The organism is Peribacillus glennii, from assembly GCF_003429105.1.
Taxonomy (GTDB): Bacteria; Bacillota; Bacilli; order Bacillales; family DSM-1321; genus Peribacillus; species Peribacillus glennii.
In genome coordinates this window covers 820,630-833,445 of sequence record NZ_QVTD01000003.1, presented here as the reverse complement: position 1 = coordinate 833,445, position 12,816 = coordinate 820,630, and the positions used below count along the sequence as shown (strand labels likewise).

Here is a 12,816-nt window from a genome sequence, read left to right as displayed (position 1 = left end):
AGATAGTTTTAGACACGTATTTGAAAAATATACCACCCGTAACCTGTGATGAAACTATTTTTACCATGATGCAGGGTGTTGTGTTGCCATTCTAAAAGAGATCCATCAGGAATATATAAGGAGAGGAAAGGGGAGGAGTTTTATGACATTCAAGCAGGACGCAATGTTTGAACATAGTTTCTGGCTGCAGGTTCTTGGTGACCATTCAAGGTTCATTTTGGACACCCTTGCTCCGGCCGAAACTGCAGATATACAAAAGGCGCAATACTTTAAAGAAAATTATGATTCCATGTTAAATGGGCTGCCGAATCTTTCGGAAAATCAATTGATTCCATTTACACAAAATGTAAAAGAACTCACGCACCGGTTTCGTGGATTCAAGTTATCTTTGCTCAGAAGGCACCTGACAGGCAGGATAAAGATCAATATGACGCCAACCTTCATAAATCACATGGTGAATGAACTGGAGGAATACTTAAACATCATTGGTTATCTTGAGAAAGGCGAGAAACCGCCTGTTTTTCATGAACTGCACCACCATCTTCTGTGGCTCATAGATGCAGCTGGCCATGCAGGGATTATAAATGACACGATGGATGCCGTAGAAAAGGATATTAAGTATAGATCCGCCGCTTTTTCGAAAAAATTCGCGGACTTTTATTTAAAGGCCGTTGAACTCACTGGTTATTTGCGGGCGAACCTGGATAAATTTCCTGCGTTGCAAAAGATGAATGAGGATGTAAAGCTGGAAATAAAACTTTTTCGATGTTTTTTAGATGAGCTTGAAGAATATGAGCTTACGGAACAGACATTGGGAATCTTCTCTGCTTTGATGGCAGACCATATGGCGAGGGAAGAGTGCTATTATTTAATGAAGGTCGCAGAATCGACAAATACAGAATTACCAGAATGCAATCCTGCAAAAAAAAGGGTGGAACATTAAAAAAAGGAGGCCAAGATCATTCGGCCTCCTCTTGTATTTATAAAATTTTATTGAGCGGGTTCAATCCAATCCGTACTCCAGTTTTGAATCTCCCTGATTACCGGAGCAAGGGCGATTCCTTTCTCTGTAAGTGAATACTCAATACGGACAGGTGTTTCCGGGTATACCTCCCGTTTCACAATCCCTTCCTGCTCAAGATATTTTAAACGTTCGGAAAGGATCCTTCCGCTTATCGGAAAAGAGGATTCAATGTTGCAAAACCGTTGAGGGCCGGTTAACAGTTGGCTGACGATCAGGCCAGTCCAGCGTTTGCTCAATATTTGCATTCCTTTTTCAAAACGAGGGCAAATCGTTGACTTCTCCATATTCATCACCTCAATATAATATATTATACCCTGAAAAAAGGAATTGTGACAGATTAACATTTTGAAAACTGATTCCTTGACAGTATTAATATACGATAATATACTAACTTACGTAAAGTAAACGACATGGTTATCCGCACAATTTTTCTGTGTATCAAGCTTATTACAGGAATTAGTTCCCGTTGTAAAAAAGAATGTTAAGCAAAAAATAAAAAGGGCCGCGTTCAGTGGCTCAAGTGCAGCAAGCATTTTTGGAAACCATTCGCAACTTCTTTCGCAAGTTGATGGGTATTAATTGGCTTTACAGCAAATTTCACCCCCGTCAAAAAATAAATCACCGAAAAGGCAGGTATCATTTTTTATGGCACAAGTATTGTACATCACAGCACATCCTCATGATGAAACGCTATCTTTCAGCATGGCTGCTGGTAAGGCGTTTATCGATTCTTACAAAGAAGCAAATCCTGGGGATGAGATTGTCCATCTGGATTTATATAACTTGGATATCCCACAGCTTGATGCTGATATTTTCAGCGGCTGGGGCAAGCTGCGTTCAGGCTCCCAATTTGACCAGCTTTCAGCAGAGGAACAACTGAAAGTCAGCCGTTTAAATGAACTTAGCGATCAATTCGTCGCTGCAGACAAATACGTTTTCGTTACACCGTTGTGGAATTTCTCGTTCCCTCCTGTAATGAAAGCTTATTTGGACTCGGTTGGACAAGCAGGCAAAACATTCAAATATACAGAGCAAGGGGCTGTAGGCCTGTTGACTGACAAAAAAGCGCTGCATATCCAGGCACGCGGCGGCATTTATTCAGAACCGCCAATGTCCGAAATTGAAATGGGGCACAGATATATCAAAATCATGATGGACTTCTTTGGTGTACCAACGGTTGAAGGGCTGTTCATCGAAGGCCATAACCAATTCCCAGACCGTGCAGAAGAAATCAAACAGGATGGAATTGGAAGAGCAAAAGAATTAGGAAAGAAATTCTAATAAAATGATTTATGAATGGCACCGGAAAAACTTCCGGTGTTTTTTTTTGCAGAAAGGAAAGTAAACATCTTTCCTAACTGCAACCAGTGTGCGCACATCATGTGGTTACGCCTTTCCTGACTGGCCTTCAGCTGTGTGTTGGTGTTTATAAGGTACACATGGCGTGTTTTCTAATAATGTTTGCATTTCTTAAATTCGGGTAAATATTATCAAATACGAGAGAGGATATGGTAAAGGGCGGCAAACGTAAAAGCATTAAGTCCATATCGGTAGCTGGGTGTTGGTGTAGCAGGCTTATCTTATTTGTCCACACGGGGTAAACGGGATAAAGCATGCAATTGTTTCATGCAATGAAAGACAAAAGCCAGGCTTTGGTCCGGGAAAGGGGACAAAACGCACATTCAGCTTCTTGAAAAGGCAGGACATCCAGATCCGTACGACATTGGGGATAATCGCATGGTTGATGAAGGTGCCGTATATGGCGTAAACTACTACAATAAAAAAGAGCAGACGTATAATGATTGGATCTCGCGGGGAGTATTATTCCCGGTTTTTTTTGGGCTAAAAAGAATTTTTAAACATTCTAAACTGCATAAACAGAACACAAGGTTTATACATTCGCCTGTGGGATCTCGATTTCCAGCACCCGGGATGGACTGTGTCTACTCTTAATGATCGGCACGATTTCTATAGTCTCGAAAGTTATATAATTAATGAATACATAAGTAAACAGGCACTGCGGCCTTGTAAATCCATATTTATGAATAAGAAAGGGCAAATACCATGAAGATTTTGTTTATCGGCGACAGCATTACGGATGCAGGGAGGAGGGACGATCCAGAAGGATTCGGGTATGGATATGTCAGGATGATTCGCGATCATTATATGCTAGAGGAGCCGGCCGCTTACCCGAATATTGTTAACAAAGGAATTGCCGGTAACCGAATCACGGATTTGGAAGCACGCTGGCAAAAGGATGTACTTGACGAGAATCCCGATGTTATTTCTATATCAATTGGCATTAATGACGTGTGGAGGCAGCTCGACCAGCCGCAAATCGAACAGGTATATCCACTTCAGTACGCATCAGTTTTTCGAAGCCTTTTATCGCAGGCCGCCATCCATACCAAGGCGCAGATTGTGTTGATGGAGCCAACAATCCTTGAAGAAAACCATGAATCAGAAGGAAACAAAAGGCTCCTGCCTTATGTGGAGATTGTGAAAAACATGGCTGTCCAATACAATGCCGCCCTGGTTCCTGAACATTCCGTTTTCATCGAAGCTCTGAAAAGAAAAAGCGGTTTTTCGTTGACGACTGACGGAGTACATTTAAGCAGCACCGGACATTTATTGATGGCGAAAACCTGGATGAAACATGCCGGTGTATTTCCTTGAAACTTTTAATGAAAAATGAAAGGAAGCCCGCAGCTTCCTCACCACGATGTTATACACTTTCCTCTATTGTACGCGCCCGGAAAGCTTTATGGTTCTCGAGCTTCAGAGCAACAACCAGGAAAGAAAACGCAGCCGTGAACCTGGCAGCTGACACAAGTGCCATGGCAAAATTCATGCCAAATTGATTCAGTAAAAACACACCGATTTGCGGAGCGATGAAACCGACAATCGCCAGCAAGAAGTTATAATTCGCAATGTAATTTGTCTTTGATTCATCCGGAGTCGCTTTCAGCAGCTGGTTGAACAAAAGCAGATTTGTACCCGCTACGAAAATCCCGATCCAGAAATTTATCAGTGTGATATACACCAGGTTTGTAGACAAGATTGTCAAAACTGGAGCTGACGCCATGCCAGCAGCTGCAACGAAGAGAAGCATGGTGTTTCCCCGCCGGTCCGCGAACTTGGCCCACCATTTAAGGCTGATGATTTGCGCCAGCTGGTTAGTTACTGAAAACAAGCTGAACCAAATGGCCGTAGCATGGGCCTCCTTAATGTGATAGATGCTGAAAATCGACCAGCCCATTTGTGCAGAAATATTGTAAGCCATCGCACAAATCAAAAATGCAGTATATGGCTTGTACCGAAACACGGCAAAAGGTAATTTTTTCTTCTCAATTACTTCTTGCTTAATCTCTGGCTTGGAGACTCTTTCTTTATGTTTAAATAGGAATATTACTTCAAAAATGGCAAGTAGGAAACCAACAGCAAAGAGTATTTGGTAAGGCAAGGCATCCCGTTTATCAAACAAGCTTAAAAACAGGCCTGTGGAAAACGTTGCTGCCAATGCGGCAATCGTATTGTACCTGTTCCTTGAGCTGAAAAAGTTTCCCCGACGATCTTCCGATATCATATCCCCGATCATTGACTGCCAGGAAAGATTTGATAGCGCGCCTGGAAAGTTCAATAATGCAATCAACCCGACAAGCAGCCAGGGAGCATAACCGGATTCAGAAAAAAACGGAACGAACAGGATCAGCATGAACATGAATCTCGTGGCGAAGGTAGAGGCAACAGCGAAGTTTTTTTTGCTTTTCCATTTATTTAACCAAATGGCGCCAGGGATTAACGCAAGCATCCCGATGATGGACGGCAGCGAAGTAATAAGGCCCATTTGATTATTCGTAGCACCCAGGACACTAATCGCAAATAATGGAATATATCCATTAACCATGTTGGTGGAGGCGGTGGAGGCAATACCGTTGTATATGCTTAACTTTTCATTTTTTGTAAAACCCAATGATTGATTTCCCCTTTTTGCCATTATGTTTAGCTGATTCGCGGACTATTGTATTAGACGAGCGGCAGACCTTTCATCACATCTTCCCTTGAACCGAAATGAATTGTACAATGGCGGTTCTCCTATGGCAAGAGTGCGGGCAAAAAACAGTTCGATCGGCATAGCTTCTCAATTGAGAACGAGAGGTTGGATATATATACATTAACGCATTAACGCGTCGGGGGTCAGACCCCGATTACGTTAATGCGTTATCGGACCGGGGGACTGACCCCGGTTTACCGGTTTATTCGGTTTATTTGAATCCCGCATATCCTATTTCTTGTTTATTTAGCAGACTGAATGTATCTGAGCGTAAACCAAGTCTTAGTGTTTCGAGAGCGATGGGGTCTGTAAAGGGGATATTCGCAAGGTTCACGTTAGATCCTGCAGAATTTATAAAAAATGTTTGCATTTTTTTAGTAGGAGCTTCAAAAATGAGACGCTCCAGGCCAATGCCTGATGTAAGAAGCTGTTCGATCAGTCCAACACGCAGTGTTCCGTCTTTTGAGCAAATGCCGCTCGTTCCGCTTTCCCTTGCTTCAGTTATGACTTTAGTGGAACCTGCCTCCAGATCTTCGTGGATATATTCAAGCCATTCAGAGTCGCTCTGCAATTCAGCGAGGTCTCCATCTTTTTTCCCTATTTCACTAAAAATGCTGAATTCTGTTGAAAAATCTCTAATGAATCTTGCTTTTTCCTTATTTGTGATATCGATGGTCCCATTTGAAACTTCGATAAAGCGGCAATCATAATTTTTGCAATACTGATAAAAATTATCAACCTTTCCTTGGCTTACATATTTTTCGAAAAGGGTGCCGCCGAAAAAATATTCAATGTTGTTTTCTTGCAAGCATTCGATCTTTTCGCCCAGATGTCTCGTGACCAATGATGTTCCCCATCCGAATTTGACAAAATCGATATAATCCCCTGCACTGTTGATGGTATCTTTGAAAAACTGGATGGGGGTGCCGTTATCGATTACAATTGTAAGCCCGTTGGTCCTCGGCTTATTTTCCCGATTTGGGAGGACAAGTCCGGTTAGATTCATATAAAGAACCTCTCAATCGTGGGTATTTCGCATTCCTGATTCACTTTCATCAGGAAATTGCTGTCTAGTTCTTTGCTGCAGACCGCTATGTCTTCGGCTTGGAAATATGGGTTGGTTTCATCAAAGAATTTTTTAGCCACATGTGAATTGTTTATTCTTGAGGCTGTTTCCTCCGGAGTAATGGTATATGAACCAGTGATGATGCTGTGGATATATTCGGCACATGCTAGGTCATCATCCCCTGTTGGATGGGAAGCAATGATGTTGATTTCGGCTGAATCATTCGAAGACTGATAAAAGTTTCTCGTATAGTGAGCAGTTTTCCTTGCATTGGAAAAGCCGGTTACATACAGTTCCCTGGCATCTAATGAGTTTAATGCAGCCCTTACTCCATTGGTTGTTTTTTGGACAAGAGTTTTATTCTTTACATCTCTTTTCATGATTGTCAATGGAGAATTATCTAGATCGAACCCCTCTATCGCGATCCCGTTTATTTCTCCCGCCAATAAATAATCAGGATGGCTTTTTTTTAATTGGTACGCTTTACCCACTTCTCCAACAAGCAGTATTTGCTTAGCCCCCTTTGCAAATGCATAGTGGGCAACGGTAAACGCACGGATTACATCAATGACAATATTTATGTCGGCACTATTCAATTTGTGGTCATGGCCTTGAATAATTTGAATTCCCATCTTCCAACCTCTCCCGACATGCAGTCATATTTGGGTTTTCAAAGAATTATATTCCATAGGCATTTATAAGGTTACCCAATTTGAGCGATTTACAAAATACTTACAGTTATTTTAATGTTCCGGAGAATACTGAAAATTACGCCTTCTTCATCGTGGAAAAACATTATTGTACTATGCTATGACAAGGATTAAGATAAAGGATGATGATTTTTAAAGGATGTTAAGAAGTTAAGCATTCTAGATTACCAGTATAAGAGGGAGTTGATACATGAATGAGTAGTTCCTACGACCCTGATCCCAGTGAGAAAGAGGAAGCTGATATAATCCTTGCCATGAACTTGATAGCTCTGAAAGTATCAACTCGAAAAAGGTAGAATGGCTTCCTCGGAGTTAAAGAGGAGGTAAACAAATGCTGGCCATCTATAAAACAACTGAAGACAGGCGGTTGGAAACCGTTTCTGAGATATCAAAAGGCTGCTGGGTAAATATAGTGGCCCCGACTGAGCAGGAAATCCAAGAGATTTGCAACAGGCTCGATTTGCCGATCAATTTTATCAAAGACCCGCTTGATGATGAAGAACGTTCCCGAATCGAAAAAGAAGACGGAAATGTGCTGATCATTGTCGATTATCCTTATATAGCACGTGATGATACAGGATTGGCGATTTATGAAACGATTCCGATCGGAATGATTTTTACCGATGAATGCTTTATTACGATTTCGTTAAAAGAAACCCCCGTTTTGGAGAATTTTATTACGAACAAGAAGAAAGATTTTTACACTAACAAAAAAACCCGCTTTGCCCTGCAGTTGCTTTTCGATATCTCGTCTTACTATTTACGCTATTTAAAACAAATAAACAAGATTTCCAATGAAGCCGAAAGGGAATTACACCAGTCAATGAAAAATAAAGAGCTATATACATTCCTGACACTGGAAAAAAGCCTGGTTTACTTCACTACCTCATTGAAATCAAACAAAGTAGTGCTCGATAAGATCTTGCGTTTTAATTATTTGAGAATGTATGAAGAGGACAAGGAATTGCTTGAAGATGTAATTATTGAAAACACCCAGGCAATCGAGATGGCTGAAACCCACAGCAGCATCCTGAGCGGGATGATGGATGCTTTTGCGTCGATCATTTCAAACAATGTTAATATCGCAATGAAATTTTTGACCTCGGTGACGATCATTTTAACGCTTCCCACAATGGTTGCCAGCTTCTTTGGTATGAATGTAAAGCTGCCTTTCGAACATAACGATTTTGCTTTCGTGATTACGCTTTTGATTGCAGTCGGCCTTGCCGGTGCAACAGCGTTTATTTTTTGGAAAAAGAAATATTTTTAAACGTGAGAAGGCCTTCCGTAAGGAGGCCTGTTTTTTATTGAGAAATGAATATGCTGTAAAACAGGCATAATATGACCATTCGTACAGCCTGCATTATATAAAATGAAGCTTCCCAATTTATTCATCGAAGTAGTCCCGAAGCAGGGTGTTTGCTTCATCTTCGCCATTTCTGCCAAAGTAAGGATTTTCATCTTCAGCGTTTTTTACATCCAAATTTGTTTCGATTACCAGTTGCGGGCTTCCGGAAGGCTCTAAGATTATGCGGTCATTCAACTCTTTAAAATCCGGCAGTTTTTTGTTTCCTGGTTGTCTTGGTTCCATTGCAGCCACCTCCTTTCATTATCATGTGGATGGGAAGCGAATTTATGTATTCCCATTTTAGGATGATTTATTAAGTATGGTGGCAGATTACAAGAGAAATGAAGGGAAAGGAGTGGAATGATGAATAAATGGAACGGCCAGGCGGCGCCAAATAATAACCAAAAGTCGAGTGATATGGATCCGGGAATCAAAGCGGCTTGTGTGGAAATAAAAGGGTTAAGCAAAGAAGGCGTTAGCGATATGAAGACCGAAAATGAAATCAGGAACCTTAATTTGTAGCAATAATCATGGGCAGATAGCTAAATTGACTGTTTCCTTACTGACAAAAGAATAAAAAAGGGCTGACCCGTTTGTTCCTTCGAGTCAGCCCCGATAATCAGTGCCGCTTTTGCTTCTTTCTAGTGGAGGACATTTCAATGGAGCCAGTTTCCTTGTTGGTCGTTCCCTGGCCTTCCACCTGTGGGGAACCCAATCCGATGGTTGATGGATCCTTTTTGATTTTATGGTTCAAGTCTTTCACCTCCAACGTTACTTTCTCTATTTGCGCTGTCTTATATACATAATTCGTTCCCATTGGGAAAGTTTAAATGATGGAGGAGGTGTAAAACCATGGCGAGAATAGGTGTAGAACAATCCTTGAGCAATATCCAGCAGGCACTGCGGGACAAAGGGCATGATGTTGTCGAATTGAAACAGGAATCCGATGCCCAAGGGTGTGATTTCTGTGTGATCACTGGCATGGATTCCAATATAATGGGCATGCAGGACACTTCCATTCAAGGCTCGGTAATTGAAGCCAATGGATTAACGGCTCAAGAAGTATGCCAGCAGGTTGAAAGCAGAATATAACATAACCGGAATAATCAGCTCCCATGAAACGGTGAGCGGCCTTTAATTATTGCCCCCGTTTCATGGGAATATCGGTTCTTTGTATTCCGTGAACTGGGCCGTTAATTATTCTCTACCCGGCCGCTTTTTCGATTTCAGTTTTCAATTCTATGTCTACATTACCTTTTATAGCCCGTGAAATCATGCAAGATGCTTCTGCTTTTTCAGCCAAACGCTGTGCCAATTTGCAATCTTTCTCTGTGGCACTGTTAAGCAGTACTATTTTTGGGCGGTGAATGATTGTCTTGTATGTTATGACCCCGTTTGTTACATCGACAATTCCTTCTGACTCCATTGTCAATTTGCTTTTTGCGAGGCCGCTGTGTTCCATCATTGCTGCCAAGGTAATGATATAACACGTCGCAGCAGCGCCGAGAAGCATTTCATCTGGGTTGGTCCCGATTCCCGGCCCATCCATTTCTGGTGGTATGGAAACCTTTGTCCGTAAATTTCCTGCCTTGATTTCCCCGACGCCGTTTCTTAGGCCCGGCCAACTTGCAGTCAAATGAAAATGATGTTCTGCCATGGCAATCCCTCCTCCAAATCTAATTATGCTTTCAGTGTAATATAAGATTGCTGATTTTTATGTAGATATGCATCTAAAATTATAGATAACGGGCTGCTTTTTATCATACAGCCCCGTTACCTGACTATAATATCAAACTTTTTTAGCTATAGCCCCTTAATTTGCCAAAACCAATGATGACCAACAGGATAAAAATACAAGTAACGTAAAGCCCCTTTCGTAACATGCTATGTTATTCATTGTTTTTGGCGACCTCCCGAAGGTCCATTTGAGCTGGAAAGGGAATCTGGAAAGATAAATTATCTTAAATCCCGAATAAAAGCCATTTATAGAATTCTATTATTGGCTTTTATTAGGGATTCTAGTGGGTGATTAATTTAACTTAGAAAACCCCCTCGTGTAAAAAGAGGGACATTTTTTTATGCAGTGTGTGTCCTGATTTGTGAACTTTTTTCCAATATATATAGGGGGTTAGTTCGACGAGTCTTCATTAGTTGTTCTTTTCTCTTCCGACTCGTGGAGAAAGGGTTAATAAATGACAATTCCACATTTGTCCTGATGAATCTGTCTATCCCTGTTTCCCGTAACTGAATATATTGCTGATATAAAGCGAAAGGAGGAATATTAATGGCTAGAAGAAATGGAAATGGCAATGGTGATTCAGAAGCGGATGTTCGTTTTGATGCAGACGTAGAAAACGATTTTGATAACGATGTGGATATTGACAATGATAATGAAGTGGATTCCGATAATAGAGTGAAGAATGAGGACCACAATACGAACGTTGCGAAAATCTGCAACTCCGGTAACTCCAGAATCGATCTTGATATCGATGTAGATTCCGATTCCAGCGCCCGTGTACGCTCTCGTTCACGTGCAAACTCCGATGCGGATGCCGACCAGGATCAAGATTCCGAACAGGACCAGGACACAGATCAGGACCAGGACGTGGATATCGACGACTGATGGTTCCAGGCGGGAAGGGATTCCTGTTCCCGCCTTATTTTTAAACAGAGGAAGTGTTTTCCATGTCTGGTGAGCAAGATAATGTTTTTTCACTCGGAAATTTCAAGCATACTGATACCGATTCCAATGAGAACAATGCCAGGATTGGCCACAGCGGCAATTCCGATGTTGATATTCAGCTAAATGTTCAGGTTGACACAAGGCCGATTGCCTATGCGATTCTCTGTTCCCTGCTCGCGACAAAACAGATGACCAATGAAGAATTTTCAGCCGCAGTACAGAAAATGGATGAACTGACGCCATATCAAACAAGCGCCAAGAATCATAAGAATGAAGAACCGGACAAAACGGATAAAGGGAACGGTCGCCAAAGGTCCCATCAGGAAAGTAATCAGCAGGAAAGTAATACCGAGAGTTCGAACAGGCGGAGGCCAAATAATTATCCTGGATTAAGCTTCTTTGGGCCAATGAGAAGGGAAAGGTAATGATTCAGGGTTGTTCATTAGCTTTTCCTTTACATAAGATCACACCAGTTTCCAAGCCTGTCAGCTTCCTGTTTATTTTGGCAGTTCACAAAGTTCAATTTTCCTATCCCAAAAAATCCATTGCTCTGTCTTCACAGTTCAGAGGCTCGCCAATCGGCGGGTTTTTTTATTAATTTTGCATGATTTTGACAAACTATAGAGACACAGGCACTGCTTTAATAACAGGAGGGAAATGATGCCGAAAGATGACAGGTTTGAGCGTGACAAGGAAATATGCATGCATTTAGGCGATAATAGGGTAGAGTTTAGATGAGCGGTCGTTCCACCGCTATTCGGCAACACATTGTTTACCTATACCTCTCTTGAACAGCCGGCCCAGGCGGAATTGGCCGAACAAAACCACTATGTATATACCCGGGGAACCAATCCCACAGTTGAAATCGTGGAGAAAAAGCTAGCTGCCCTTGAGCGGGGCGAAGCATGCAGGTGTTTTAGCTCAGGAAAGGCTGCTATCAGTGCTGCCCTATTTAACAGCCTGAAAAAGGGGGATCACGTTCTTCGTGTCAGCCACCTCTATTTTTCTACGATGGATTTAATGAAATATCTGGAAAATTTCGGGGTTGCCCATACCGTCGTCTATTCCGTTTTTATCAATGATATCGAACAAGCGCTCCAACAAAATACGAAGGTCATATATATATAAAGTCCTACAGACATGCTGTTTCGCCTCGTCGATTTAAGGGCGGTGGCACAATTGGCGCGAAAGAACGGAATACGGACAGTGATTGATAATACTTGGGCGACGCCACTCTTTCAAAAACCGCTGGAAATGGGCATTGATATCGTTATTCATTCCGTGTCTAAATATTTAGGCGGGCACAGTGACCATTGGGAGGAGCAGTCATTTCCACTCAAGATTTGATCGATTCCCTGTTTCATCAAGAGTTATTGCTTTTGGGGGCCATTTTTTCGCCATACGAGGCCTCATTGCTGCTCAGGGGTCTAAGGACGCTGCCGATTAGAATGAAGGCCCACCAGTAAAATGGAATCAAAGTGGCACGGTTTCTTGAAACCCACCCCGCCGTTAAAGCCGTGCATTACCCGGGATTGCAGTCACACCCTGATTATGAGCTTGGAAGAACACAGCTAAGCGGCTATTCGGGATTAATGTGCTTTGAATTGAAGGAGGCACATTTTGAACAGGTAAAAAAAGTGCTAAACTCGACCAACCTTTTTCAAATTGGCGTTTCATGGGGTTCTTTTGAGAGTTTAATTTATTCCCGGAATCACGGGAATAATGAAAATCAGCTCAGGAAGGAACAACAGAGTCCAGGGCTTGTCCGGCTGGCAGTCGGAATGGAAGACAGCAATCTCTTGATCGAGGATTTGAAACAAGCGCTTGATGGGGTAATATAATTTTGTTTTCAGGCTTACAGGGGCTGTTCCATAAGTCGATACTCAGATTATAAGACAGTCTCTGTATCCTTGATAACATTTTCTATTATT

15 protein-coding genes and 2 pseudogenes are annotated in these 12,816 nt (G+C 41.9%); 10 read left to right on the top strand and 7 right to left on the bottom strand.

All coding sequences use genetic code 11. The features are described from left to right. The first annotated feature begins 142 nt into the window (after nt 1-142). Nucleotides 143-943, top strand: coding sequence for a DUF2935 domain-containing protein (locus tag D0466_RS05430; RefSeq protein ID WP_117321515.1), 801 nt, complete (start codon nt 143-145; stop codon nt 941-943). A gap of 47 nt (nt 944-990) precedes the next feature. Here the strand turns inward: D0466_RS05430 and D0466_RS05425 are convergent, their stop codons facing one another. Further along, the gene (locus tag D0466_RS05425; protein WP_117321514.1) at nt 991-1,308 is read right to left on the bottom strand and encodes a winged helix-turn-helix transcriptional regulator; all 318 of its coding nucleotides are present in this window, start codon (nt 1,306-1,308) and stop codon (nt 991-993) included. A gap of 361 nt (nt 1,309-1,669) precedes the next feature. On the opposite strand from D0466_RS05425, the gene D0466_RS05420 reads away from it, so the two are divergent. Both D0466_RS05420 and D0466_RS05410 read left to right on the top strand, forming a co-directional pair. Next, nucleotides 1,670-2,305 (top strand): FMN-dependent NADH-azoreductase, encoded by a 636-nt coding sequence (locus tag D0466_RS05420; RefSeq protein ID WP_117322219.1) that lies wholly within the window; start codon nt 1,670-1,672, stop codon nt 2,303-2,305. Between the two features lie 783 nt (nt 2,306-3,088). Continuing rightward, a complete protein-coding gene (locus tag D0466_RS05410; RefSeq protein ID WP_117321512.1) occupies nt 3,089-3,700 on the top strand; it encodes an SGNH/GDSL hydrolase family protein in 612 nt (203 codons plus the stop codon). Between the two features lie 49 nt (nt 3,701-3,749). On the opposite strand, the gene D0466_RS05405 is transcribed toward D0466_RS05410, so the two are convergent. The 3 genes from D0466_RS05405 to D0466_RS05395 all read right to left on the bottom strand — a co-directional run bounded on the left by D0466_RS05405 (nt 3,750) and on the right by D0466_RS05395 (nt 6,776). Then, a complete protein-coding gene (locus D0466_RS05405) occupies nt 3,750-4,997 on the bottom strand; it encodes an MFS transporter (RefSeq protein ID WP_117321511.1) in 1,248 nt (415 codons plus the stop codon). Between the two features lie 292 nt (nt 4,998-5,289). Then, nucleotides 5,290-6,084, bottom strand: a complete 795-nt coding sequence (locus tag D0466_RS05400; protein WP_117321510.1) for a phosphosulfolactate synthase — start codon at nt 6,082-6,084, stop codon at nt 5,290-5,292. Further along, complete coding sequence (locus D0466_RS05395; protein ID WP_117321509.1) at nt 6,081-6,776, bottom strand: 2-phosphosulfolactate phosphatase; 696 nt, start codon at nt 6,774-6,776, stop codon at nt 6,081-6,083. Before D0466_RS05395 ends, D0466_RS05400 begins: the two co-directional genes overlap by 4 nt. A 409-nt stretch (nt 6,777-7,185) precedes the next feature. Here D0466_RS05395 and D0466_RS05390 point away from each other — a divergent pair, with 409 nt between their 5' ends. After that, nucleotides 7,186-8,124 carry a magnesium transporter CorA family protein gene (locus D0466_RS05390; protein WP_117321508.1) on the top strand — a complete coding sequence of 313 codons (939 nt, stop codon included), beginning with the start codon at nt 7,186-7,188 and terminating at the stop codon, nt 8,122-8,124. A 117-nt stretch (nt 8,125-8,241) separates the two neighbouring features. Here the strand turns inward: D0466_RS05390 and D0466_RS05385 are convergent, their stop codons facing one another. Then, the gene (locus D0466_RS05385; protein ID WP_117321507.1) at nt 8,242-8,445 is read right to left on the bottom strand and encodes a hypothetical protein; all 204 of its coding nucleotides are present in this window, start codon (nt 8,443-8,445) and stop codon (nt 8,242-8,244) included. 117 nt (nt 8,446-8,562) lie between these two features. On the opposite strand from D0466_RS05385, the gene D0466_RS22115 reads away from it, so the two are divergent. Further along, the gene (locus D0466_RS22115) at nt 8,563-8,724 is read left to right on the top strand and encodes a hypothetical protein (RefSeq protein WP_158555840.1); all 162 of its coding nucleotides are present in this window, start codon (nt 8,563-8,565) and stop codon (nt 8,722-8,724) included. 97 nt (nt 8,725-8,821) lie between these two features. Here D0466_RS22115 and D0466_RS05380 read toward each other — a convergent pair whose 3' ends face one another. Continuing rightward, nucleotides 8,822-8,956: a YuzL family protein gene (locus D0466_RS05380; protein ID WP_117321506.1), complete on the bottom strand. Its 135-nt coding sequence runs from the start codon at nt 8,954-8,956 to the stop codon at nt 8,822-8,824. 98 nt (nt 8,957-9,054) lie between these two features. Between D0466_RS05380 and D0466_RS05375 the strand changes: the two genes are divergently transcribed. After that, the gene (locus D0466_RS05375) at nt 9,055-9,294 is read left to right on the top strand and encodes a YkuS family protein (protein WP_117321505.1); all 240 of its coding nucleotides are present in this window, start codon (nt 9,055-9,057) and stop codon (nt 9,292-9,294) included. Between the two features lie 112 nt (nt 9,295-9,406). On the opposite strand, the gene D0466_RS05370 is transcribed toward D0466_RS05375, so the two are convergent. Then, nucleotides 9,407-9,859: an OsmC family protein gene (locus D0466_RS05370; protein ID WP_117321504.1), complete on the bottom strand. Its 453-nt coding sequence runs from the start codon at nt 9,857-9,859 to the stop codon at nt 9,407-9,409. Nucleotides 9,860-10,486: 627 nt separating this feature from the next. On the opposite strand from D0466_RS05370, the gene D0466_RS05365 reads away from it, so the two are divergent. The 4 genes and pseudogenes from D0466_RS05365 to D0466_RS23290 all read left to right on the top strand — a co-directional run bounded on the left by D0466_RS05365 (nt 10,487) and on the right by D0466_RS23290 (nt 12,726). Continuing rightward, entirely contained in the window at nt 10,487-10,825 is a 339-nt protein-coding gene (locus D0466_RS05365; RefSeq protein WP_117321503.1) for a hypothetical protein, read from the top strand. A 62-nt stretch (nt 10,826-10,887) separates the two neighbouring features. After that, a complete protein-coding gene (locus D0466_RS05360) occupies nt 10,888-11,310 on the top strand; it encodes a hypothetical protein (protein ID WP_117321502.1) in 423 nt (140 codons plus the stop codon). Nucleotides 11,311-11,653: 343 nt separating this feature from the next. Further along, nucleotides 11,654-12,232: pseudogene (locus D0466_RS23295) on the top strand (aminotransferase class I/II-fold pyridoxal phosphate-dependent enzyme). Continuing rightward, nucleotides 12,199-12,726 (top strand): annotated as a pseudogene (locus D0466_RS23290) (PLP-dependent transferase). Before D0466_RS23295 ends, D0466_RS23290 begins: the two co-directional pseudogenes overlap by 34 nt. Nucleotides 12,727-12,816 lie beyond the last annotated feature (90 nt).